19 protein-coding genes are annotated in these 22,408 nt (G+C 61.0%); 15 read left to right on the plus strand and 4 right to left on the minus strand.

What is annotated here, in order from left to right; genetic code table 11:
* Positions 1–252: 252 nt before the first annotated feature.
* From AC5SSZ_RS01125 to AC5SSZ_RS01140, 4 genes are read left to right on the plus strand one after another with little or no spacing between them, the layout of a single operon-like run.
* Positions 253–2,115: an extracellular solute-binding protein gene (locus AC5SSZ_RS01125; protein WP_495438308.1), complete on the plus strand. Its 1,863-nt coding sequence runs from the start codon at positions 253–255 to the stop codon at positions 2,113–2,115.
* A gap of 9 nt (positions 2,116–2,124) precedes the next feature.
* Complete coding sequence (locus tag AC5SSZ_RS01130) at positions 2,125–3,213, plus strand: microcin C ABC transporter permease YejB (protein WP_065271290.1); 1,089 nt, start codon at positions 2,125–2,127, stop codon at positions 3,211–3,213.
* A gap of 3 nt (positions 3,214–3,216) precedes the next feature.
* A complete protein-coding gene (locus AC5SSZ_RS01135; RefSeq protein ID WP_065271289.1) occupies positions 3,217–4,323 on the plus strand; it encodes an ABC transporter permease in 1,107 nt (368 codons plus the stop codon).
* A complete protein-coding gene (locus AC5SSZ_RS01140) occupies positions 4,320–5,900 on the plus strand; it encodes an ABC transporter ATP-binding protein (RefSeq protein ID WP_495436317.1) in 1,581 nt (526 codons plus the stop codon). The genes AC5SSZ_RS01135 and AC5SSZ_RS01140 overlap by 4 nt, the downstream gene beginning before the upstream one ends.
* A 66-nt stretch (positions 5,901–5,966) precedes the next feature.
* On the opposite strand, the gene hemN is transcribed toward AC5SSZ_RS01140, so the two are convergent.
* Entirely contained in the window at positions 5,967–7,322 is a 1,356-nt protein-coding gene (hemN, locus tag AC5SSZ_RS01145; RefSeq protein ID WP_495436319.1) for an oxygen-independent coproporphyrinogen III oxidase, read from the minus strand.
* 61 nt (positions 7,323–7,383) lie between these two features.
* On the opposite strand from hemN, the gene fnrL reads away from it, so the two are divergent.
* Entirely contained in the window at positions 7,384–8,124 is a 741-nt protein-coding gene (gene fnrL, locus AC5SSZ_RS01150) for a transcriptional regulator FnrL (RefSeq protein ID WP_065271286.1), read from the plus strand.
* Between the two features lie 79 nt (positions 8,125–8,203).
* Here the strand turns inward: fnrL and AC5SSZ_RS01155 are convergent, their stop codons facing one another.
* Complete coding sequence (locus AC5SSZ_RS01155; protein ID WP_274834869.1) at positions 8,204–9,097, minus strand: LysR family transcriptional regulator; 894 nt, start codon at positions 9,095–9,097, stop codon at positions 8,204–8,206.
* 113 nt (positions 9,098–9,210) lie between these two features.
* Between AC5SSZ_RS01155 and glyA the strand changes: the two genes are divergently transcribed.
* Together glyA and AC5SSZ_RS01165 are read left to right on the plus strand one after the other, a co-directional pair.
* A complete protein-coding gene (glyA, locus tag AC5SSZ_RS01160; protein ID WP_495436322.1) occupies positions 9,211–10,548 on the plus strand; it encodes a serine hydroxymethyltransferase in 1,338 nt (445 codons plus the stop codon).
* 48 nt (positions 10,549–10,596) lie between these two features.
* Positions 10,597–10,854, plus strand: a complete 258-nt coding sequence (locus AC5SSZ_RS01165; RefSeq protein WP_274832689.1) for a GlsB/YeaQ/YmgE family stress response membrane protein — start codon at positions 10,597–10,599, stop codon at positions 10,852–10,854.
* A gap of 96 nt (positions 10,855–10,950) precedes the next feature.
* Here AC5SSZ_RS01165 and AC5SSZ_RS01170 read toward each other — a convergent pair whose 3' ends face one another.
* Complete coding sequence (locus AC5SSZ_RS01170; protein WP_274829716.1) at positions 10,951–11,790, minus strand: universal stress protein; 840 nt, start codon at positions 11,788–11,790, stop codon at positions 10,951–10,953.
* Positions 11,791–11,994: 204 nt separating this feature from the next.
* Here AC5SSZ_RS01170 and ccoN point away from each other — a divergent pair, with 204 nt between their 5' ends.
* From ccoN to ccoP, 4 genes are read left to right on the plus strand one after another with little or no spacing between them, the layout of a single operon-like run.
* A complete protein-coding gene (gene ccoN, locus AC5SSZ_RS01175) occupies positions 11,995–13,605 on the plus strand; it encodes a cytochrome-c oxidase, cbb3-type subunit I (protein WP_495436326.1) in 1,611 nt (536 codons plus the stop codon).
* A gap of 13 nt (positions 13,606–13,618) precedes the next feature.
* Entirely contained in the window at positions 13,619–14,347 is a 729-nt protein-coding gene (gene ccoO, locus AC5SSZ_RS01180; RefSeq protein WP_065271282.1) for a cytochrome-c oxidase, cbb3-type subunit II, read from the plus strand.
* Positions 14,348–14,360: 13 nt separating this feature from the next.
* Positions 14,361–14,558, plus strand: coding sequence for a CcoQ/FixQ family Cbb3-type cytochrome c oxidase assembly chaperone (locus AC5SSZ_RS01185; RefSeq protein ID WP_065271281.1), 198 nt, complete (start codon positions 14,361–14,363; stop codon positions 14,556–14,558).
* A complete protein-coding gene (gene ccoP / locus AC5SSZ_RS01190) occupies positions 14,555–15,424 on the plus strand; it encodes a cytochrome-c oxidase, cbb3-type subunit III (protein WP_065271280.1) in 870 nt (289 codons plus the stop codon). The genes AC5SSZ_RS01185 and ccoP overlap by 4 nt, the downstream gene beginning before the upstream one ends.
* A 98-nt stretch (positions 15,425–15,522) precedes the next feature.
* On the opposite strand, the gene AC5SSZ_RS01195 is transcribed toward ccoP, so the two are convergent.
* Positions 15,523–16,440 (minus strand): DMT family transporter, encoded by a 918-nt coding sequence (locus AC5SSZ_RS01195; RefSeq protein ID WP_495436329.1) that lies wholly within the window; start codon positions 16,438–16,440, stop codon positions 15,523–15,525.
* Between the two features lie 620 nt (positions 16,441–17,060).
* On the opposite strand from AC5SSZ_RS01195, the gene AC5SSZ_RS01200 reads away from it, so the two are divergent.
* The 4 genes from AC5SSZ_RS01200 (at position 17,061) to AC5SSZ_RS01215 (ending at position 22,395) form a co-directional block, all read left to right on the plus strand.
* Positions 17,061–17,969, plus strand: a complete 909-nt coding sequence (locus AC5SSZ_RS01200; protein ID WP_065271277.1) for a LysR family transcriptional regulator — start codon at positions 17,061–17,063, stop codon at positions 17,967–17,969.
* Positions 17,970–18,301: 332 nt separating this feature from the next.
* Complete coding sequence (gene ccoG / locus AC5SSZ_RS01205) at positions 18,302–19,732, plus strand: cytochrome c oxidase accessory protein CcoG (protein ID WP_274832692.1); 1,431 nt, start codon at positions 18,302–18,304, stop codon at positions 19,730–19,732.
* A gap of 3 nt (positions 19,733–19,735) precedes the next feature.
* Entirely contained in the window at positions 19,736–20,209 is a 474-nt protein-coding gene (locus tag AC5SSZ_RS01210) for a FixH family protein (protein ID WP_065271275.1), read from the plus strand.
* Between the two features lie 5 nt (positions 20,210–20,214).
* Positions 20,215–22,395 carry a heavy metal translocating P-type ATPase gene (locus tag AC5SSZ_RS01215; protein WP_495436333.1) on the plus strand — a complete coding sequence of 727 codons (2,181 nt, stop codon included), beginning with the start codon at positions 20,215–20,217 and terminating at the stop codon, positions 22,393–22,395.
* Positions 22,396–22,408 lie beyond the last annotated feature (13 nt).

A 22,408-nucleotide genomic window follows, 5' to 3' on the forward strand; every position in this document is an offset into this window, starting at 1 on the left:
CGGCCTTTCGCTTTTTGTGGGGCCTGTCGGAGAATATGTGCCGCAAAAGGATGGGAAATTGCCCTGGCCCAACCCGAAAGTGACCGCATCACAACTTGAATGTTGCGCCTGCCTGCCATTAGCTTGAAATACGGTAGAAATCCGGATCGCTTGAACACCGGACAGCGGAGGTTAAGGCAGATGAGATCACAACAGATGACAGCCCGAACGCAGACCATGCGCGGGGGGCTGCCAGCGCAGCTTGGTTTTCTGATGCAGAGCGTGCTGGCGCTGGGTGCGACGATGCTGGCACTGGTTGCCGTGCTCGCAGGAACAGCCCGCGCCGAAGAGACAATCATCAAAAGCCATGGGTTCGCGGAATTCGGTGAGCTGAAATACCCCGAAGGATTCGCGCATTTCGACTATGTGAACCCGGAGGCGCCGAAGGGTGGGGAGCTGTCCTTTTCCGCCGTCGGTACCTTCGACAGCATGAACCCCTTTACCCGCAAGGGGCGGGGCGGGGCGCTGTCCTCCTACCATCTGGAAAGCCTGTTGATCGAATCCTATGACGAACCGGGCTCCTATTACGGGCTGATTGCGGAAAGTCTGGAATACCCCGAAAGCCAGGATTGGGTGATCTTCAACCTGCGCCCCGAAGCGCGGTTTTCGGATGGATCGCCTGTGACCGCCGATGACGTGGTCTTTTCCCATAACATCCTGCTGGATCAGGGGCTGCAATCCTATGCCGAGGCAGTGCGCAAACGCATCCCCAAGGCCGAGGCGCTTGGCCCGCACCGGGTCAAATTCTACTTCTCACCCGATTTCCCGCGCCGCGCGATGATTTCGCAGGTCGCAGGCACGCCCGTCTTCTCCAAGGCCTGGTTCGAAGCCGATCCCGAAAACCGCCGTCTTGATGAGCCGCGTCTGGATCCGGGAATCGGGTCGGGGCCATATGTTCTCGACAGCTTCGACATCAATCAGCGCATCGTCTACCGCCGTAATCCGGATTACTGGGGCGCCGATCTCAATGTGAATGTCGGCCGTCACAACTACGACAGCATCCGGATCGAGTATTTCGGCGATGCCATCGCGGCGATGGAAGGGTTCAAGGCCGGTGTCTACACCCTGCGCCCCGAGAACAGTTCCAAAAGCTGGGCGACCGCCTATGAGTTTGACGCGGTTGCGCGCGGTGATGTCATCAAGGACGAAATTCCCGACGGTAACGTGCCTGCTGCCAATGGTTTTGTAATGAACCTGCTGCGTCCTGTGTTCCAGGACATCCGCGTGCGCGAAGCGGTGCAACTGGCCTTCAACTTCGAATGGACCAACGAAAGCCTGCAATACGGACTATTCCGGCACCGCTCCTCCTTCTGGCAGGACAGTGCGCTGGAGGCCAGAGGCCTGCCGGAAGGGCGCGAAAAAGAAGTGCTCGAGGCGCTGGGCGACCAGATCGACCCCACCATCCTGACCACTGAACCGGTGATGGCGCATGCTTCGAAACCGGGGCGTCCATCGGACCGCCGCAATCTGCGCCGGGCGATGAGACTTCTGGATGAGGCAGGCTGGGCCGTTGGCGATGACGGGGTGCGCCGCAATGCGGCGGGCGAGGTCATGCAGATCGAATTCCTGCTGGATAGCCCGACGCTGGAACGCATCGTACAGCCCTATGTCGCGAACCTCATCACCATGGGGATCGATGCCAAGCTGAACCGGGTGGATTTCGCGCAATACACCAGCCGTCGCCGGGAAAAGGATTTCGATATGGTGAGCTTTGCCTATCCGAAGTCGCTGGAACCTTCGACGGGTCTTTATCAGCAATTCGGATCGGAGGCGCACCAATATTCGGTGTTCAATCCCGCAGGGCTGGCCGATCCGGCAGTGGACGCGCTGATCGACAATATCGTCAAGGCCACCACCGAGGAGGAACTCCACGCCAGCGCCCGCGCGCTGGACCGGGTGCTGCGGGCTAAGCGGTTTATGGTTCCCACGTGGTATCTGGACGTGAACTGGATTGCCTACTGGAGCATGTATGAATACCCCGAGAACCTGCCGCCCTATGCGCCGGGCACGATGGATCTGTGGTGGGTGAACGCCGAAAAGGAGGCCGCTCTCAAGGCCTCTGGCGCGTTGCGGTAGGCCCGTCCCATGGCAGCCTATATTCTGCGGCGTTTCCTGCTGGTGATCCCGACCCTGTTCGGGATCATGGTGATCAACTTTGCCCTGGTGCAATTTGTGCCGGGCGGGCCGGTGGAACAGATCATTGCCCAGATGCAGGGCAGTGGTGATGTGTTCGAAGGCTTTGCCGGTGGTGGCGGCGATGCGGGGGCCACGGAAACCCTTGGATCGAATGACAACTATGCGGGTCGTCAGGGCCTGCCACCCGAGTTGATCGAAGAGTTGAACGCGCAATTCGGTCTAGACAAGCCGCCATTGGAGCGGTTCATCCAGATGATCGGCAACTATCTTCGGTTCGATTTCGGCGAAAGTTATTTCCGCAAGATCGATGTCACCGAACTGGTGATGGAGAAAATGCCGGTGTCGATTTCGCTGGGCCTGTGGTCGACCTTGATCGCCTATATGATCTCGATCCCGATGGGCATCCGCAAGGCGCTGAGCGACGGGTCGCGTTTCGATACTTGGACCAGTGGCATGATTATCGCGGCCTATGCGATCCCCTCGTTCCTGTTCGCGATCCTATTGCTGGTGCTCTTTGCCGGTGGCTCTTATTGGCAGATCTTTCCGTTGCGGGGGCTGACCTCGGACAACTGGGAGGAGCTGAGCCTGCTGGCCAAGATTGGGGATTACTTCTGGCACATCGCGCTGCCGGTCATCGCCTCCACCATCGGGGCTTTTGCGACGCTGACGCTGCTGACCAAGAACTCCTTCCTGGATGAGATCAAGAAACAATACGTGATGACCGCCCGGGCCAAGGGGCTGAGCGAACGACGGGTTCTGTATGGCCATGTGTTCCGCAATGCCATGCTGATCGTGATCGCGGGCTTCCCGGCGGTGTTTATCGGCGTCTTCTTCTCGGGCAGCCTGATCATCGAAACGATCTTCTCGCTTGATGGGCTGGGGCGTCTCGGGTTTGAGGCCGCCGTGGCGCGTGATTATCCGGTGATCTTCGGCACGCTGTTCATCTTTGGCCTGATGAGCCTCGTCGTGGGGATCGTGTCAGACATCATGTACGTGCTGGTCGATCCGCGCATCGACTTTGAAAAGAGAGAGGGCTGAGCCATGGCATTGTCCCCACTCAACCAGCGCCGCTGGAACAATTTCCGCCGTAACAAGCGGGCCTTCTGGTCGTTCTGGATCTTTTCGGTGCTCTTCGTGCTGTCGCTGTTTGCCGAGTTCATCGCCAACGATAAGCCGATCCTGGTCAGCTATCGCGGCGAATTGCACATGCCGATCTTCAAGTTCTATCCCGAAACCGCCTTTGGCGGCGATTTCAGGACCGAGGCGGTCTACAAGGACCCCGAGGTGGAATGCCTGATCCGTTCGGGCGGCAATCTGGACTGTTTCGATGACCCTGAGGGGATCATGGAGCAAATCGCAGCTGGTACCTTTGCAGGGGAAGATTTCCACGAAGGCTGGACCATCTGGCCGCCGATTCCCTACAGTTTTAACACCACGGTGGACCGGCCCGGTGCAGCGCCGCTGCCGCCGAACGGGCAGAACCTCTTAGGCACCGATGATACCAAGCGGGACGTGCTGGCGCGGGTCATCCACGGCTTCCGCCTGTCCATCGTCTTTACCCTGATCGTGACAGGTGCGGCAACCGTTCTCGGCATCGCGGCAGGCGCCGTGCAGGGCTATTTTGGCGGCTGGCTGGATCTTCTGTTCCAGCGGTTCATCGAAATCTGGAGCTCGACCCCGACGCTTTATGTGATCATCATCATGTTCGCGATCCTGGGGCGCAGTTTCTGGCTGCTGGTCTTCCTTATGATCCTGTTCGGCTGGACCGCGCTGGTCGGGGTGGTGCGCGCCGAATTCCTGCGGGCGCGCAATCTGGAGTACGTGCGCGCGGCCAAGGCGCTGGGTGTTGGCAACATGACCATCATGTTCCGCCACATGCTGCCGAATGCCATGGTGGCGACCCTGACGATGATGCCCTTCATCGTGACCGGCACTATCTCTTCGCTGGCAGGGCTCGATTTCCTCGGCTTTGGCCTGCCGTCCTCGGCGCCTTCGCTGGGGGAGTTGACCCTGCAGGCGAAACAGAACCTTGAAGCGCCCTGGCTGGCCTTCACCGCCTTCTTCACCTTCGCCATCATGCTGTCGCTTCTTGTCTTTATCTTTGAAGGCATCCGCGACGCCTTCGACCCAAGAAAGACCTTCTCATGACTGCGATACTGGAGGTGAAAGGTCTGCGTGTCTCTTTCCGCCAAGACGGCAAGGAGACCGAAGCGGTCAAAGGCGTGTCCTTTGAGGTGGGGCGTGGCGAAACGGTGGCGCTGGTGGGGGAATCCGGCTCTGGCAAATCCGTGTCGGCTCTGTCGACGGTGTCGCTTCTGGGGGACAGTGCCACGGTGAAGGGATCGGTGCTCTACAACGGCAAGGAGATGGTCGGCGCCGACGAAAAGCACCTGATGAAGCTGCGTGGCAACGACATCAGCTTTATCTTTCAGGAGCCGATGACCTCGCTTAATCCGCTGCACACCATTGAAAAGCAACTGTCGGAATCGCTGGCCCTGCATCAGGGGCTGGTGGGGCAGGCGGCGCGGGACCGCATTCTGGAACTGCTGATCAAGGTCGGCATCCGCGATCCGGAAACTCGTCTTGGCGCCTATCCGCACGAGCTGTCCGGTGGGCAGCGGCAGCGGGTGATGATCGCCATGGCGCTGGCCAACAAGCCCGAGATCCTGATCGCGGATGAGCCGACCACTGCGCTGGATGTCACTATTCAGGCCCAGATTCTCGAACTTCTGGCCGAGCTGAAGGAAAGCGAAGGCATGGGGTTGTTGTTTATCACCCATGACCTGGCCATCGTGCGGCGTATCGCCGACCGGGTTTGCGTGATGAAGGACGGCGAGATCGTCGAAAACGGTCCTGCCGAGGATATTTTTGCAAACCCGCAGCATCCCTATACACAGAAATTGCTGGCAGCCGAGCCCTCCGGGCAACCTGCCGCCGTGCCCGAAGGCGCCGAGGAATTGGTCCGAACCTCGGATCTCAAGGTCTGGTTCCCGATCCAGAAGGGGCTGTTGAAGCGCACCGTTGGGCATGTGAAGGCGGTCAATCCGACCTCCATTTCCGTCCGGGCAGGGGAAACCCTTGGCATTGTCGGGGAAAGCGGCTCTGGCAAGACGACCCTGGCGCTGGCCATCATGCGGTTGATTGCGTCGGAGGGTGAAGTGCGATTCCGCGGCGATGACCTGCGACAATGGTCAACGCGGGATCTGCGGCGCCTGCGCAAGGACATGCAGATCGTGTTTCAGGATCCATTCGGTTCTCTCAGCCCCCGGATGACCTGCGCACAGATTATTTCCGAAGGTCTGGCAATCCATAAGGTCGATCAGCATCGCGACACCCGCGAGTTGGTGGCTGAGGTGATGGTGGAGGTGGGCCTAGACCCGGCGGCGATGGACCGCTACCCGCACGAGTTTTCGGGCGGACAGCGGCAACGCATCGCCATTGCCCGTGCCATGGTGTTGCGGCCGCGGCTGGTGGTTCTGGATGAGCCGACATCGGCACTGGACATGACGGTTCAGGTGCAGATCGTCGACCTGCTGCGCGATCTGCAGACGCGCTATGGGTTGGCCTATCTGTTCATTTCCCACGATCTGAACGTCGTGCGCGCCATGTCGCACAAAATGATTGTGATGAAGCAGGGCGACGTGGTGGAGGCTGGGGAGGCAGACGCGCTGTTTGACACCCCCCAAGAGGAATACACGCGCCAGCTTCTTGCGGCGACGCGATGAACGGCTGACCCGCCAGCGGCAGGCAGCGCGGCCTTTTGAGGCGTCGGCGCGATATCAAACGGGATATCAGATCGCGGAGCTGTGCCCGGCCTGGTTCACCTCATAGGCGTCCAGACTACGTGCGATCATCCGAGTCAGGGGGCGGGCGCGCTCCGGGATCGACAGCCCTTCCTGCGACAGTTCCACCATGTTCGGAAAGGCGCGGGCTGTTTGCTCCAGCACATCCCGGAGCCATTGCGCCGAAATCTGAAACTTGCCCAGGATATCTTCGGCGCTGATCCTGAAATCGCACATCAGCGATTCGATCATGCGACCCCGCAACTTGTCTTCTCCCTGAAAGACATGTCCGCGCGCGGTTGCAAACTGACCCGTCGCTATCGCCTTTGCGTGGTCCGCGGTGCCGGGGGCGTTCTGGGCGTAGCCCTGCGGGAAGCGCGAGATTGCCGAGGCGCCGATGCCGATCAGAACGTCGGCGGGATCCTCGGTATAGCCCTGGAAATTCCGTTTGAGCCGCCCAGAGGTCTGAGCCTTGACCAGACTGTCGTCCGGCCTTGCAAAATGGTCGATGCCAATTTCGCGGTAGCCGTCCCACAGGAACAGGCGCCGGGCGGTATCAAAAAGATCCAGCCGATTTTCGGGCGTCGGCAGGGTATCCGTAGGAATCATGGTCTGGCGCCGCGCCATCCAGGGCACATGCGCATATCCAAACAGGGCGACCCGATCCGGTGAGAGGGACAACAGTTTCTGCGCGCTGTCGGTGATCCGCTCCGGCGTCTGATGTGGCAGCCCGAACAGGATGTCAGCATTGATACTGTGGATTCCCCGCGCGCGCAGCATTTCGAAGGTTTCATGCGTCAGCTCATAGCTTTGCAGCCGCCCGATTGCGTTCTGGATGGTGGCGTCGAAATCCTGCACCCCGATCGAGGCCCGGTTCATGCCTGCCTCGGCCAGGGCATCCAGCCGCGCCGCGTCGCATTCGTTCGGATCAATCTCGACCGAAAACTTGGTGCCAAGGGCCCATGGCGCCAGATCGGCCTGCGCGGCGGCCAGTTCACGAATCATATCGGCTGATAGCAGCGTCGGTGTGCCACCGCCCCAATGCAGCCGGGACAGGCTGACACCTTCGGGGAGGTGCGATTTCAGCAGCGCGATTTCGGCCTTGAGCGTGTCGAGATAGGCCCTGACCGGGGCGTCCGACTGGGTTCCCTGTGTGCGGCAGGCGCAGAACCAGCACAGCCTGCGGCAGAAAGGCACATGCACATAAAGCGAGATCTGACTGCCAGGCGCGATATCCCTTAGCCAGCCTGAGAAAACACTGGCATTTACGCCGCCTGCAAAGTGCGGCGCCGTGGGGTAGCTGGTATAGCGCGGCACTTTAGCATCGAATAATCCGAGGCTTGCCAATTGTGATTTCTGTTTCATCGGACTATCGTAAATCGTGTACGAGTAACTAGACTTTGACCCAGATCAAGCGGGACACGCCATGACAGCCCCCACGATTTCATCTTTCAACTGTGGTGATTGCCCGATCAGGCATCGCGCGGTCTGTGCGCGCTGCGATTCGGATGAATTGGAAGAGTTGGATGCCATCAAATACTACCGGACCTATGAGGCGGGGCGCCCGATTATCTGGTCCGGCGACTCAATGAATTTTGTCGGTTCGGTGGTTTCCGGCATCGCGACCCTGACCCAGACAATGGAAGATGGTCGTACCCAGATGGTCGGTCTTCTCCTGCCCAGCGATTTTGTCGGACGCCCTGGGCGCGATGGCGCGGCCTATAACGTGGTCGCCACAACCGAAGTGGTGATGTGCTGTTTCCGCAAGAAACCCTTTGAAGAACTGATGGCGCGTACGCCACATATCGCGCACCGCCTGCTTGAAATGACGCTGGATGAACTGGACGCCGCGCGGGAATGGATGCTGGTACTGGGCCGTAAGACCGCCCGGGAAAAGATCGCCAGCCTGCTATCGATCATTGCGCGCCGGGATGCGTCTCTGACTCCCGCAGGAGCGAAGGATCGGATGGTGTTTGATCTGCCGCTCACGCGGGAGGCAATGGCAGACTACCTTGGCCTGACCCTAGAAACCGTCAGCCGCCAGATGTCGGCACTGAAAAAGGACGGCGTGATCGAGCTCGAAGGCAAGCGGCACGTGACCGTGCCCGACATGGGGCGCCTGCTGGAAGAAGCGGGCGACGATAGTGACGGTGGTTTCCTCGGCTGAGATCCACGCTGTGCGCAATCAACACGTGCATATTGGACAGGGGCGAAGCAGGTGCAGATCTGTCCGCCCCTTTTTCGTGTCAGCTTGGCAAATTTCCTGCGCCCGCACTCTCTTTCAGCCAGTCAGCGACCTGATTGACCGCCGCCGTTGATCCACGGCCCGGCAGGCGCCACAGACGCAGCGCATCCGGCAGTGTGACCTCAGTCGCAAAGGGCGCGACCAGCCGTCCTGATTGAAGCAAAGGCGCCAGAAGGGCAGCATGGCCGATCAGCACCCCGGCACCGTTCAGGGTTTCCTCTACCGCGAGGGCATAGAGCGAATAGACCGGTCCCCGTGGCGTCACGGTCTCACTGAGATCCACTGCAGCCAGCCAATGCATCCAGTCCCGGTCCCATGTGGTGTCAGTCAGGCAGGGCACATTTCGCAGATCCTCGGGCCGCGAAAGCTGTGCGGCCAGATTGGGAGCGCAGACTGGAAATATGACATCTCGTTCCACTGGCTGCCCCTGCGACGGGTCGAAGAACAGGCACAGATCATAAGGCGTGCGTTTCAGGTTGGGCGGTGTTTCCAGCGCGGTGACCGAAATGGCAACCTCGGGCATGGCCTGACGCAGGGCGGGCAGGCGCGGGGACAGCCAGAACTGCGCAACCGAGGGCAGGGTGGCGATATGCACCACCGCAGGCGCGGCCTCATCCCGCAGGGTTTGCACCGCCCCGGCCAGCTGATCAAAGGCGGCGGTAAATTCGGGCAGGGCCCGCGCGCCCGGTGCGGTCAGCTCCACTGCCTTGGCCCGGCGATGAAACAGCGGCGCTCCCAGCGCATCCTCCAGCGTCTTGATATGCGCCGATACTGCCCCTGGTGTAACGCCAAGTTCCTGCGCTGCAGCGGAAAAACTACCCAGCCGGGCAGCAGCCTCGAAGGCGCGTAGGGCGGTGAGGGGCAGGGATCTGGGACGGGGTGGAGAGACGCTCATGAAGTAAGCCTTAGTTTTTCTAACCCTAATTTTTCGTAAAACTGGTTTGCGCACAAGGGCGCGCGGCGGCTTCACTGAGGCAAAGAAACAGACCTTCAACAGGGATGATCCACATGACCGATCCGGCAAAACAACGCCTTGCACAGCGCCGCTGGGTGCCAGCGGCCTGCGAGGCCCATGTGCAGGAAATTGCAAAGCAGACCGCTGCCGCAACCACCGACGGGCTGGCAGGCCGCATCGATACGCTGATCCGGCGCAACGCTGAAATCCACGATGAAGAGTGTTTCAACCTCAACCCAGCCACCAATGTGATGAACCCCGCCGCCGAGGCGGTGTTGTCATCCGGGCTCGGCAGTCGGCCGTCGCTGGGCTATCCTGGCGACAAATATGAAATGGGGCTGGAGGCCATTGAGGAGATTGAGGTGATCGCCGCCGAATTGGCCGCCGAGGTGTTTCAGGCGGCCTATGCCGAGGTTCGGGTCGGCTCCGGCGCGCTCGCCAATCTCTATGGCTTCATGGCTCTGACGCAGCCGGGGGACAGTATCATCGCGCCGCCCGCCACCGTGGGTGGACATGTGACGCACCATGAGGCGGGCTGTGCGGGGCTTTACGGGTTGAAAACACATCCGGCGCCAGTGCACGCGGATGGCTACACCGTGGATCTGGATGGCTTGCGCCGTATGGCGCATGAGGTGCAGCCAAGCCTGATCACCATCGGAGGCAGCCTGAACCTCTTTCCGCACCCGGTGGCAGAGGTCCGCGCCATCGCAGATGAGGTCGGCGCAAAGGTGCTGTTCGACGCGGCGCATCAATGCGGTATCATCGCGGGCGACGCCTGGGCCAATCCACTACAGGAGGGCGCCCATCTGATGACGATGAGCACTTACAAGAGCCTTGGCGGACCGGCCGGGGGGCTGATTGTCAGCAATGACGCGGCGGTTGCTGAGCGGCTTGATGCCATCGCCTTTCCGGGGATGACGGCCAATTTTGACGCGGCCAAGACGGCGGCGCTGGCGGTCAGCCTTCTGGATTGGATCGACTATGGCCCCGCCTACGCAAAGGCTATGATCGACCTGGCGCAGGCGCTGGCGGATGAATTGGAAAAGCTTGGACTGCCGGTGTTCAAAGGCGCAGGAAAGGCAACCCAATCGCATCAGTTCGCGGTTGAGGCCGCTGGATTCGGTGGTGGGCAGGCAGCATCCAAAACCCTGCGGAAAGCCGGGTTCCTGGCCTGTGGGATCGGCCTGCCAATTGCCGAGGTGCCGGGTGACATGAACGGTCTGCGCATCGGAACGCCCGAATTGGTGCGCCGGGGTGTCACGCCTGCGGATGCGCCGGAACTGGCGGCGCTGATCGCGCAGGGGCTGATCGGGAACGATCCCGCAGCCGTGGCACCGCGCACCCGCGCGATGCGGGCACGGTTCCAGGGCATGCATTACGTGCGGGCGTGACCTCGCAGGGCTTCGCAGCTAAGCTGCCTGAAACAGGGGAGAAATCATATGCACTTCGAAAGTCTGATCGGAATGCTGATCATCGGCGCCTTGGCAGGGTGGCTGTCGGGCAAGATCATGCAGGGGCGCGGGTTTGGCGTCATTGGCAATATCATCGTGGGGATCGTTGGCGCCTTTCTGGCGGGGGCAATCTTCCCGGCTCTTGGCTTTGCCGTTGGTGGCGGGGTGCTGGCTTCGGTGATCCACGCCACCATCGGCGCGGTGATTCTATTGTTTGTTATAGGGTTGATCCGAAAAGCACGCTGAGCCAGCCCTGCGACAGAATGTAAAAAAGGCGCCCCTGATCGGGCGCCTTTTGTTTGCGTCGTTTCTTTGCCAGCCACGCGTGGCCAGTCGGTGAAATCAGTGGGCCATAAAGACTGGAACGGTCGCTTTTTCCAGCATGTTGCGGGTTGCGCCACCCAGAATCGCCTCGCGGAAACGGGAGTGGCCGTAGGCGCCCATCACGATCATATCCGCACCGGTATCGGTGGCATGGCGGTTCAGGATGTCCGAGACCCGTGGCATCGTCTTGCTGAGCACGTCGATTTCGCATTTTACGCCATGGCGCGAGAGCATCTGCGCCAGCATCCCGCCGGGATCGGACCGTTCCGGGCTGTGCTGCGGCGGGTCGATGACGACGATGCGGGCCACCTCGGCGCCTTCGAGGAAGGGCAGCGCCTTGCGGATAGCGGTCATGGCCTCGATGCTTTCGTTCCAAGCCAGCAGCACGGTTTTCGGCTGGGTGATCGGCTCGGCGTCATCCGGCACCACCAGAACCGGGGTGCGTCCTTCAAACAGGGCCGCTTCGACCACGGGCTCTGCCTCTACGCCGATGCCTTCGCCGTAGGGCTTGCCGAGCACCACCAGATCCGAGAATCGCGCATGATGCGCCACGTGGCGGCCCAGATCGGCCACCGGCGCGATGGCGATATCGGTCGAAAAGGGCGTGCCACTGCGCTCCATGACCTCTGCGGCGTGGGTTTGGACCTCTGCTGCTTCTTCCTGTGCCCGTACCATGGCTTCCTGGATGATCATGGCATTGGCACCGGCGTAGTAGTACCCCGTTTGGGTCCGGTCCACGCCAAGGCACAGAACCTCGGTATGGCCGGAAAAATGCTCTGCCAGAGCGGCGGCCTGAGCCAGCGGAGCTGCGGCGGTGTTCTGGTCAGTCAGAACGGATAAGAAGGTTTTGTAGGTCATTGTCATCCCTTGGTGGAAATAGCGCAAAATCCCCAGAAGGGACCGCGTTTCAATGGCTGTGCCATAAATGATGTGTCACACTTGTTTGGCAATTGTCTTGATGCAGATCAATGCATGGACGCGGCGCGTTCTGCATCACAAACTCGGTCTAAAAAGGTCCCGCGTGGCGGAAGAATCGCGCGGTACATGTTAAAGGGACGCAAGATGTCTAATTATCTCAAGCTGATAGCGCTTGGTCTGGTCACGCTCTTTGCGATGATCGGGATCAACTATGCGCGCGATCTGGCTTACCAGGTGCACGCGATCATCGTGATGCTCGTGGCTGGTGGGCTTTTCCTCTACACACTTCGCAAGACGGATGAGCCGGTACCGGCCACCGGCAATCTGGAGCACGAATATTTCGATAGTGTCGTGCGCTACGGGGTCATTGCCACCGCCTTTTGGGGCGTTGTTGGTTTTCTGGCGGGCACGTTTATTGCCTTCCAGCTGGCCTTTCCGGTTCTGAACTTCGACTGGGCGCAGGGCTTTGCCAACTTTGGCCGTCTGCGTCCGCTGCACACCTCGGCGGTGATCTTCGCCTTCGGGGGCAACGCGCTTCTGGCAACCTCTTTCTATGTCGTTCAGCGCACCTCCGCGGCGCGGCTTTGGGGCGGCAACTTGGCGTGGTTCGTGTTCTGGGGCTATCAGCTGTTCATCGTTCTGGCCGCAACCGGCTATGTCCTGGGCGGGACCCAGTCCAAGGAATACGCCGAGCCGGAATGGTATGTTGACCTGTGGCTGACCATCGTATGGGTCGCCTATCTTGCTGTCTTCCTGGGCACGCTGATCAAGCGGAAAGAGCCGCATATCTACGTCGCCAACTGGTTCTACCTGGCCTTCATCGTGACCGTCGCGATGCTGCACGTCGTCAACAACCTGACTATCCCGGTCTCCATCTGGGGGTCCAAATCGGTCATCGTCTGGCCCGGCGTGCAGGATGCGATGGTGCAGTGGTGGTATGGCCACAACGCGGTGGGCTTCTTCCTGACCGCTGGCTTCCTCGGGATGATGTACTATTTCATCCCGAAACAGGCCGAACGTCCCGTGTTCAGCTACAAACTGTCGATCATCCACTTCTGGGCGCTGATCTTCATCTACATCTGGGCTGGTCCGCACCACCTGCACTACACCGCGCTGCCTGACTGGGCCTCGACCCTTGGCATGGTGTTCTCGATCGTGCTGTGGATGCCGTCCTGGGGTGGTATGATCAACGGTCTGATGACCCTGTCGGGTGCCTGGGACAAGCTGCGCACCGACCCCGTCATCCGCATGATGGTGATCTCGGTCGGCTTCTACGGCATGTCCACCTTCGAAGGTCCGATGATGTCGATCCGCGCCGTGAACTCGCTGTCGCACTATACGGACTGGACCATCGGTCACGTGCACTCCGGCGCCCTTGGCTGGAACGGCATGATCACCTTCGGTGCCCTCTACTTCCTGGTGCCGGTTCTGTGGAAACGTGAGCGTCTCTACTCGCTGCGGATGGTGTCCTGGCACTTCTGGCTCGCCACCATCGGTATCGTTCTCTATGCCGCCTCCATGTGGGTGACCGGCATCATGGAAGGCCTGATGTGGCGCGAAGTGGATGCGAATGGCTTCCTGGTGAACTCCTTTGCCGACACCGTGGCTGCAAAGCTTCCGATGTATGTGGTGCGCGGTCTGGGCGGGGTCATGTACCTCACCGGTGCGATCATCATGTGCTACAACCTCATCATGACCGTCCGTCGGGCGCCGGCCAAAGAAGCCAGCCTGTCGGTCTCGGTCCCGGCTGAATAAGGAGGGCCGGACAATGGCAATTCTCGACAAACATAAAATCCTCGAGACCAACGCGACCCTCCTTCTGGTGTGCAGCTTCCTGGTTGTGACCATCGGTGGTCTGGTGCAGATCGCACCGCTGTTCTGGCTGGAAAACACCATCGAAGAGGTGGAGGGCATGCGTCCCTACACCCCGCTGGAGATGGCTGGTCGCGAAGTCTACATCCGCGAAGGCTGCTATGTGTGCCACAGCCAGATGATCCGCCCCATGCGGGACGAGGTCGAACGCTATGGTCACTACTCGCTGGCGGCGGAATCGATGTACGATCACCCGTTCCAGTGGGGGTCCAAGCGGACCGGGCCGGATCTGGCCCGTGTCGGTGGCCGCTACTCGGATGAGTGGCACGTGGACCACCTGCGCAATCCGCAGTCGGTGGTGCCGGAATCGGTGATGCCCAAATATGGCTTCCTTGAGCGGACCATGCTGGACGGCAAATACATCGGTGACATCATGGCCACCAATGCGATCCTGGGCGTGCCCTACACCGACGAGATGGTCGAAGCCGCGCAAGCCGACTTCATGGCGCAAGCGGATCCCGACAGTGATTACGACGGTCTGATGGAGCGCTATGGCGAAGACATCAATGTGCGTAACTTTGATGGCCAGCCGGGTGTTTCCGAAGCGGACGCTCTGATCGCCTATCTGCAGATGCTGGGGACTCTGGTCGACTTCTCGACCTTCACCCCGGATGCAAGCCGCTAAGCAGGAGGGACAGATGGAAGAATACACACTCCTGCGGCAGTTCGCAGACAGCTGGATGCTGCTGATGCTGTTCGCTTTCTTCATCGGGGTCGTTGTCTGGGTGTTCCGCCCAGGCAGCAACCGGGTCTACCGCGACACGGCAGATATCCCCTTCCGGCATGACGACAAACCCGCCCCAGCAAAGGGTAAAGCCAAGGAGGCGCGGACATGAGTAAGAAACCACAAAAGTTCGATAGCGATCCGAAGACAACCGGCCATCAATGGGACGGGATCGAAGAGTTCGACAATCCGATGCCGCGCTGGTGGCTCTACACCTTCTACCTCTGCATCATCTGGGGCATTGGTTACACCATCGCCTATCCGGCATGGCCGATGATCAACTCGGCCACGGCCGGGGTGCTGGGCTGGTCGACCCGTGCAGATGTGGCCAGTGAAATCGCGGCCGTGGAAGAGGCAAACGCCCCGACCAATGCCAAGCTGGTCGAAACCGACCTGACTGAGATTTCGGCAGACCCGGATCTGAATGCCTATGCTGTGTCGGCTGGCTCCGCCGTGTTCAAGACCTGGTGTGCCCAGTGTCACGGATCTGGCGCTGCAGGTGCCAAGGGTTATCCCAACCTGCTGGACGACGACTGGCTTTGGGGTGGTTCGGTGGAAGACATCCACGCGACTGTGGCCCACGGCATCCGCAATGAGGACAGCGACGATGCGCGCTACTCCGCGATGCCTGCCTTTGGCCGGGATGAGCTGCTCGAAGCCGAAGAGATCGATCAGGTCGTGAACTACGTTATGTCCCTGTCGGGCGAAGCGCAGGATGCCTCCAAAGTCGAAGCAGGCGCTGTTGTTTTTGAAGACAACTGTTCGTCCTGCCACATGGAAGACGGCACCGGTGATCGCGCTCAGGGCGCTCCGAACCTGGCCGATGCGATCTGGCTCTATGGCGGCGATTACGACACGCTGACGGAGACCGTGACCAATGCGCGTTACGGTGTGATGCCGGCCTGGAACCTCCGCCTCAGCGAGGCCGAGATCCGCGCGGTTACCGCCTATGTGCACCAGCTGGGTGGCGGCGAATAAGACCGGGTTTCACAGCAAATATCGGAACACGTAAAAGGGCTGCCCAACGGGTGGCCCTTTTCATTTTGCCCTTGCCCGGGCTGCTTGGTTCTGCCGGTTCAGGGGCCTGCCCTGTGGGGGGCGACCGTGCGCCCGGTCTGGCTGCTCAGCATGATCGCCGCAAGGATCAGGGCGCACGCGATGGCCTGCGCCAGAGAGATTCGCTCTCCAAAGGCGATGACACCCACCGCGAACATGGTTGGCAGTTCGATGCTGCCAATGACAGCGGTGCGCGCGGCGCCGATCATCGGGCTGCAGACGGAATAGACCAACTGGGGCACCAGTGCCGTGCCAAGGCTGATCCCCAGCAACAAAAGCCAGCCTTCGCCGCTGTTGGGGACCATTGCGGCCGCATCCGTCGTCATCACCAGCGGTAAGAGGCCCAGAACGGATCCTAACGAGACCGCCGCGATCCGGGCCAAAGGCGGAAGAACGGTCAGCCGGTAGACTAACACGGTGATGCCAAATCCAAACCCCAAGGGGGCCGCCAGAGAAATCGCCAAGGCGGGCAGCGCGGCAGCAGGGACCGCACCCGGGCCGCTGGCGATTGTCGCGGCAACCACGATCAGACCGGCGGCCCAGACGGCGCGCAGGGGCGGTCTGTCACGAAACAGCACCCAGGCGATCAGCAGCGTGAACACCGGGTAGGTCATGTAAAGAACCCCGACCACGGAGACCGGCGCGCTGCGCAGGGCGCTGACATATCCAATCCAGCCAAGCCCCATCAGTGCCCCGGCCGCCATCCCCCACAGGATTGCGCGGGCTTTGTCCCGGTGCAGGAACAGCAGCGGCGAGAGGACCACGGCCGCCAGGGTGAAACGGTAAAAGGCGATGATGTGGGGCGGCATGCCCTGTTCGGTCAGGCTGCGGGCAAAGAACGGCAGCGCGCCGAAGCAGAGCGAAGCAAACAGCACGCCCGCGCTGGCCAGAACAAGCGATGGCGCGGCAGGAAGCGGGCTGGAAGAGCGATCTGACATCCAAAGCCGATAGCACCGGTTTGGAATTCCGGCAAGAATTCCACGGCGACCTGCGGCGGGCCCAGTCAGAGCTGCGCAGCCCGGCGGCAGTTTCTGTCCAATTTGGCGCCTTTAGTTTGCGTGACTTGATCCGTGTCAAATCGCGTTGGGCTGTCGCGTGCTTATATCGTTTCAAAGAGAAACAGGCCCTGCAGGGCGATAGGCATCAGGGTGATGCTTTCCTGCCGGGTCCTTCGCATCCCGCCGGTACCGACGTGCTGGTTAGGCGGGTACAGGCGTCGGCTTTTCGATCTGTTCGCGCGTTTCCTGAAAAGCCGACGCTTTTTCTTCCTAGATTTTCTGCGGGTCGATGCAGCGGGTGCGTCGCGCTGGTTGACTGCCGCGCCGTGTAAGCCAGGCTTTGATCCGGCCAAGGCGGCTCCGTGGCTGGGGTAGCGGTTTGGCGGGTGGCATATCCCGCAGGGGGGCGCAGTCGAGGCGGGTCGCGGTGAATACGGTGCGTGCGTAGATGTCGGTCAGCATTTCGATGCCTCCTGAGTTTGAACATGTCCGGTACTGTTGCGCCAAAACGCGTTTCATGCGACTCAGGAAAAAAGTCACTATGTAAGTCAGGATTACATATGGAGTGGTTTAGCCTGCCGCCTCTGGCTGCGCTCAGAGCCTTTTCTGCCTTTGCCGAAACGTCGAATGTGGTGAAGGCAGGGGCGGCGCTGAATGTCAGCCACGCTGCCATTAGCCAACAGCTCAGGGCGCTGGAACGCCATATGGGCGTGGCGCTTCTGGACCGCAGTGGCCGGGCGCTGCGGCTGACGCGCGAGGGGGAGCATCTGGCGCGCGGACTGCAACTGGGGTTCAGTGCGATTCAGACAGCGGTTCAGGACCTGACCGTTTCTGGCGCGCAGCGGCCGTTACATGTCAGTTGCACGCCGATGTTTGCCGCCCAGTGGCTTATGCCGCGCCTTGCAGAGTTCCGCGCCCTGCATCCGGAGGTGGATATGGTTCTGGACCCAAGTGGCGAATTGGTCGAACTGACGCCGGGCGGGATCGACATTGCGCTGCGTTATGGTTCTGGCGATTGGTCCGGGTTGGCGGCTGAGATGTTGCTACAATCGCCGATGTCCGTGGTTGCGGCGCCGGATCTACTTGATGGGCGCAGCGTGTCTTCGCCGCAGGACCTACTCGATTTTCCCTGGCTTGAGGAATTGGGAACCACGGAGGCGGCCAAATGGCTTGTCTCCCGTGGTGTCGTCGACGCCCTACGTGGCCCCCGGGTCCGGCTGCCTGGAAATCTGCTGATGGAGGCGGTGCGCGGCGGTCAGGGCGCGGCGGTCAGCGTGCGCGCCTTTGTCGAAGAGGACATTAGGGCAGGGCGGCTGGTGGACCTGTTCACAGAGGACGACACGCGCGGTTATCACATCGTGACTCGGCCCGGCGTGTTGCGGTCGCAGGCCCGCAAATTCATCGCCTGGCTCAGGAAGCACCGGCAGGTTCCGAATGCTGTGGCGGAGGATGACACCGGCGATAACTGACGGGCGGGACAACACAATTTTGTGAAGCTGCGCCCGTGAGCCCGCCGATCCCGGTTGCGCGCCTATGATCCCTTGGTCACAGAGACGTTTGCAGATGCGGAGGCGTGCAAAAAGGTCGCGTTGCGCATCCATATAAGGTCGCTGACAACCGTTTCAGACGTATGTCGTCAACCTATCACGGTAGTTGGTGGCCGGTTTTTTTGACGTGATCAAAGGGTGGCAGGACGCTGGCAAAGATATTTGTCCGATATCCTTTTTGATCCACGTCAAAGCTGTGCTGCGCCGCATCTGTGAGAACGCAAGACAAAGAGCAAATTCAGTGGAGTGAGTCCGTGAGCGATTCCGATCCCGCCCCAAGCCTTTATGCCGCCAGGGAGCCGATTTTCCCAAGGCGCGTATCGGGCATGTTCCGCAATCTCAAATGGTATCTGATGGCCGTGATGCTGGGCATCTACTACATCACGCCGTGGATCCGCTGGGACCGGGGGCCGTCGTTGCCCGATCAGGCGGTGCTGCTGGATCTTGCCAACCGCCGCTTCTATTTCTTCTGGATCGAAATCTGGCCGCATGAATTCTATTTCGTGGCCGGTCTTCTGATCATGGCGGGGCTGGGCCTCTTCCTGTTCACCTCGGCGCTGGGCCGGGTCTGGTGTGGCTATGCCTGCCCGCAGACTGTCTGGACCGACTTGTTCATTCTGGTGGAACGCTGGATCGAGGGTGACCGGAACGCCCGCCTGCGTCTGCACCGTCAGAAAAAGATGGATTTCCGCAAGGCGCGGCTGCGTGTCACCAAATGGGTGGCCTGGTTCCTGATCGGTCTGGCAACCGGCGGTGCCTGGATCTTCTATTTCTCCGATGCCCCGACACTGCTGCATGATTTGGTGACGCTGCAGGCGCACCCCATCGCCTATACCACCATGTTGGTGCTGACCCTGACCACCTTCTTCTTTGGTGGCTTTGCGCGCGAACAGATCTGCATCTACGCCTGCCCCTGGCCGCGTATTCAGGCGGCGATGATGGATGAGGACACGCTGACCGTCGGCTATCGTGAGTGGCGGGGTGAGCCGCGCGGCAAGCATCGCAAATCAGCCGAGTCGCAGGAAATGGGCGATTGCATCGACTGCATGGCCTGCGTCAACGTCTGTCCGATGGGTATCGACATCCGGGATGGCCAGCAACTGGAGTGCATCACCTGCGCCCTGTGCATCGACGCCTGTGACGATGTCATGGCCAAGATCGGCAAGCCGCGGGGCCTCATCGACTATATGGCGCTGTCGGACGAGGCAAACGAACGCGCTGGTCAGCCACCGCGCAGCGTCTGGAAACATATCCTGCGTCCACGCACGATCATGTATACCTCGCTCTGGGCTGTTGTTGGCTTTGCGCTGGTGTTTGCTCTGTTCATCCGCCCGGACATCGATCTGACCGTCGCACCGGTCCGCAACCCGACCTTCGTTACCCTGTCGGATGGCTCCGTCCGCAACACCTATGATGTGCGCCTGCGCAACAAGCATGGGGAGCCGCGCCAGTTCGAGCTGTCGATCAAGGGTGAGCCGGAAATGCGGATCCAGCTGGAAGGCACGCCCTATGCCTCGGTTCAGGTGCCTGCCGACACCGCCTTCCTGCAACGGGTTTATATTGTTACCCCTAAGGGAGCGCCTGCGTCCGGAGCCGAGTCGACCCCGGTCCGGATCTGGGTCGAAGACCTCAACAGCGGCGAGCGTGCCTACAAGGATACGACCTTCAACGGGAAAGGAAACTGAACCATGGCGGCAGACAAACCCCAGCGTGAGTTCACTGGTCGCCATGCGCTGATGGTGTTCGGCGGCGCTTTCACGGTCATCATCGGCGTCAATATTGCGCTGGCGGTCAATGCTGTGAAAACCTTTCCTGGTCTGGAGGTGAAGAACTCCTACACCGCCAGTCAGGAGTTCGATGCCCGTCGCACCGCCCAAGAGGCGCTGGGCTGGTCGGTCTATGCCTCGGCTCAGGACGGTCAGGTAAAGCTTGAGATCACCGACCGGGATGGCAACCCGGTCGAAGTGGCCAAGCTGACGGCCACTTTGGGCCGGGCAACCCACGTGAAGGACGACCAGAACCCTGATTTCCAGTTCAACGGCCAGGCCTATGTCGCGCCTGCCAAACTGGGCGCTGGGAACTGGAATATCCGGATGGTGGCGCGGGCCCAGAATGGCACTGAGTTCACTCAGCGGGTCATCCTGCACGTGGCAAAAGGGTAACGCAGATGACGGCTCCGATGCGTCCTCAGATGGCAGTGTGCCCGGGCTGCGTTGCGGCGCCGTCTGGAGCTGTGGAACAGGCTCCGACAGACGCACGGCTGGCCTTGTCCCTGCCGTCAATCCACTGTCAGGGCTGCATTTCCGCGGTCGAGCGCGGGCTGAACGCCCATCCGGGCGTAAAATCGGCGCGGGTCAACCTGACCCTGAAACGGGCTCTGATCGAAGCGGAGCCAGATGTTCACGCCGCCGATCTGATCCCGGTGCTCGAAAATCTGGGGTATGAGGCGCATGAGCTGGATGTGACCGCCCTTGCGGCAACCCAGAACGATACCGCAGGCCGGGATCTGTTGATGCGGCTGGCGGTTGCGGGCTTTGCCTCGATGAACGTCATGCTGCTGTCGATCTCTGTCTGGTCCGGAGCTTCGGACGCGACGCGGGACATGTTCCACTGGATTTCGGCGGCGATCACCTTTCCGGCGATCATTTTCTCGGCGCAGCCTTTCTTCAAGAACGCCTGGAGCGCACTGAAGGTCGGGCGCCTCAATATGGATGTGCCCATTGTCCTCGCACTGGTTCTGGCGCTGGTGACCTCGCTTTGGGAAACCTCGCTGTCGGGGGAACATGCCTATTTCGATGCAGCGCTGACGCTGACCTTTTTCCTGTTGGCAGGCCGTTATCTGGACTATCGCACCCGTGCCGTGGCGCGGTCGGCAGCGCAGGAGCTTGCGGCGCTTGAGGTGCCTCGCGCGATCCGTCTGCTGGACGGTCAGGAATATGAGGTGCCGGTCGCCGATCTGGCCATCGGGGATCTAATCTTGGTGCGTCCCGGCGGGCGTATGCCGGTGGACGGGGAAGTGACCGATGGGCATTCGGAACTGGACCGGTCCCTGCTGACAGGGGAAACGCTGCCAGTCTTTGCGGGTCCCGGCACCGGGGTTTCTGCGGGTGAGGTGAACCTGACCGGGCCGCTGACCATTCGCGCAACGGCGGTGGGGGAGGATACCTCTCTGCATCGCATGGCCGATCTGGTGGCGATCGCCGAGTCGGGCCGCTCGCGTTATACATCGCTGGCCGACAAGGCCGCCAAACTCTACGCGCCCGGGGTGCACATCCTGTCGGCGCTCGCTTTTGTGGGCTGGTATCTTTACACCTTTGATGTGCGCACGGCGCTGAACATCGCTGCGGCGGTTCTGATCATCACCTGCCCCTGTGCGCTGGGCCTTGCGGTGCCTGCGGTGACCACCGCAGCCTCGGGACGGCTGTTCAAGAAGGGCATGCTGATCAAGCATTCCACTGCGTTGGAACGGCTTGCAGGCGTGGATACCGTTGTCTTTGACAAGACCGGGACCCTGACGGCTGGCACACCCCAGTTGGTCAATCTGGACGAGATGGCGCAATCCGATCTGGAAATCGCGCTGGCACTGGCCGCGCCCTCAGCGCATCCGCTGTCGGTGGCGCTGGCACGTGCCGCGCGGGAGGCCGGGATCACTCCGGCAGAGGTTTCTGAGCTGAAAGAGGTGCCGGGCTACGGCACTGAAGGCATCTACCAAGGCCGCCGCGTGCGGTTGGGCCGAGCGGCTTGGGTTGGCGCCGCGCAGGGCAGTCAGACGGCTGCCTGGCTTGATACCGGCGATGGCAATCCGCGCGGTTTCCTGTTCACTGATGCGCTGCGTCCCGGCGCGGCCGAAGCGGTGCGTGCGCTGCAGGCGGCGGGTAAGGACGTGTTGCTGATTTCGGGCGATACCACCGGCGCGGTGGAGGCGCTGGCGAAGCGGCTTGGCATCGAAAAATGGGTGGCCGAGGCGCTGCCAGAGGATAAGGCTGGGCGTATCCGCATGCTTGCAGGGCAGGGGCGCAAGGTGCTGATGGTCGGGGACGGTCTGAACGACACTGCGGCCCTCGCGGCAGCGCATGTGTCGATCTCACCTGCCTCGGCGCTCGATGCGGCGCGCGTGGCCTCGGATATCGTGCTATTGGGGCAAGATCTGGAACCTATCGCCGATGCCTGCACCGTGGCGCAAAAGGCGATCCGCCGGATCCGCGAGAATTTCCGCCTTGCCACCCTTTACAACGTGATCGCGGTACCTTTGGCTGTGGCAGGGCTGGCAACGCCGCTGATCGCGGCGCTGGCGATGTCCAGCTCTTCGATCACCGTATCGCTGAACGCGCTGCGCCTGAAATCCTGAGCTGAGAAAGTCC

The sequence above is a fragment of the Phaeobacter sp. CC-HEC084 genome (assembly GCF_059429255.1).

Coding starts and splice junctions, on each gene's coding strand:
- AC5SSZ_RS01210 (WP_065271275.1), top strand. CDS start 19,736: ATGGCGGCAGACAAACCCCAGCGTGAGTTCACTGGTCGCCATGCGCTG.
- AC5SSZ_RS01140 (WP_495436317.1), top strand. CDS start 4,320: ATGACTGCGATACTGGAGGTGAAAGGTCTGCGTGTCTCTTTCCGCCAA.
- AC5SSZ_RS01125 (WP_495438308.1), top strand. CDS start 253: ATGCAGAGCGTGCTGGCGCTGGGTGCGACGATGCTGGCACTGGTTGCC.
- ccoO (WP_065271282.1), top strand. CDS start 13,619: ATGGCAATTCTCGACAAACATAAAATCCTCGAGACCAACGCGACCCTC.
- AC5SSZ_RS01195 (WP_495436329.1), bottom strand. CDS start 16,440: ATGTCAGATCGCTCTTCCAGCCCGCTTCCTGCCGCGCCATCGCTTGTT.
- glyA (WP_495436322.1), top strand. CDS start 9,211: ATGACCGATCCGGCAAAACAACGCCTTGCACAGCGCCGCTGGGTGCCA.
- AC5SSZ_RS01165 (WP_274832689.1), top strand. CDS start 10,597: ATGCACTTCGAAAGTCTGATCGGAATGCTGATCATCGGCGCCTTGGCA.
- AC5SSZ_RS01130 (WP_065271290.1), top strand. CDS start 2,125: ATGGCAGCCTATATTCTGCGGCGTTTCCTGCTGGTGATCCCGACCCTG.
- ccoP (WP_065271280.1), top strand. CDS start 14,555: ATGAGTAAGAAACCACAAAAGTTCGATAGCGATCCGAAGACAACCGGC.
- hemN (WP_495436319.1), bottom strand. CDS start 7,322: ATGAAACAGAAATCACAATTGGCAAGCCTCGGATTATTCGATGCTAAA.
- ccoN (WP_495436326.1), top strand. CDS start 11,995: ATGTCTAATTATCTCAAGCTGATAGCGCTTGGTCTGGTCACGCTCTTT.
- AC5SSZ_RS01200 (WP_065271277.1), top strand. CDS start 17,061: ATGGAGTGGTTTAGCCTGCCGCCTCTGGCTGCGCTCAGAGCCTTTTCT.
- AC5SSZ_RS01185 (WP_065271281.1), top strand. CDS start 14,361: ATGGAAGAATACACACTCCTGCGGCAGTTCGCAGACAGCTGGATGCTG.
- fnrL (WP_065271286.1), top strand. CDS start 7,384: ATGACAGCCCCCACGATTTCATCTTTCAACTGTGGTGATTGCCCGATC.
- AC5SSZ_RS01170 (WP_274829716.1), bottom strand. CDS start 11,790: ATGACCTACAAAACCTTCTTATCCGTTCTGACTGACCAGAACACCGCC.
- AC5SSZ_RS01135 (WP_065271289.1), top strand. CDS start 3,217: ATGGCATTGTCCCCACTCAACCAGCGCCGCTGGAACAATTTCCGCCGT.
- AC5SSZ_RS01215 (WP_495436333.1), top strand. CDS start 20,215: ATGACGGCTCCGATGCGTCCTCAGATGGCAGTGTGCCCGGGCTGCGTT.
- AC5SSZ_RS01155 (WP_274834869.1), bottom strand. CDS start 9,097: ATGAGCGTCTCTCCACCCCGTCCCAGATCCCTGCCCCTCACCGCCCTA.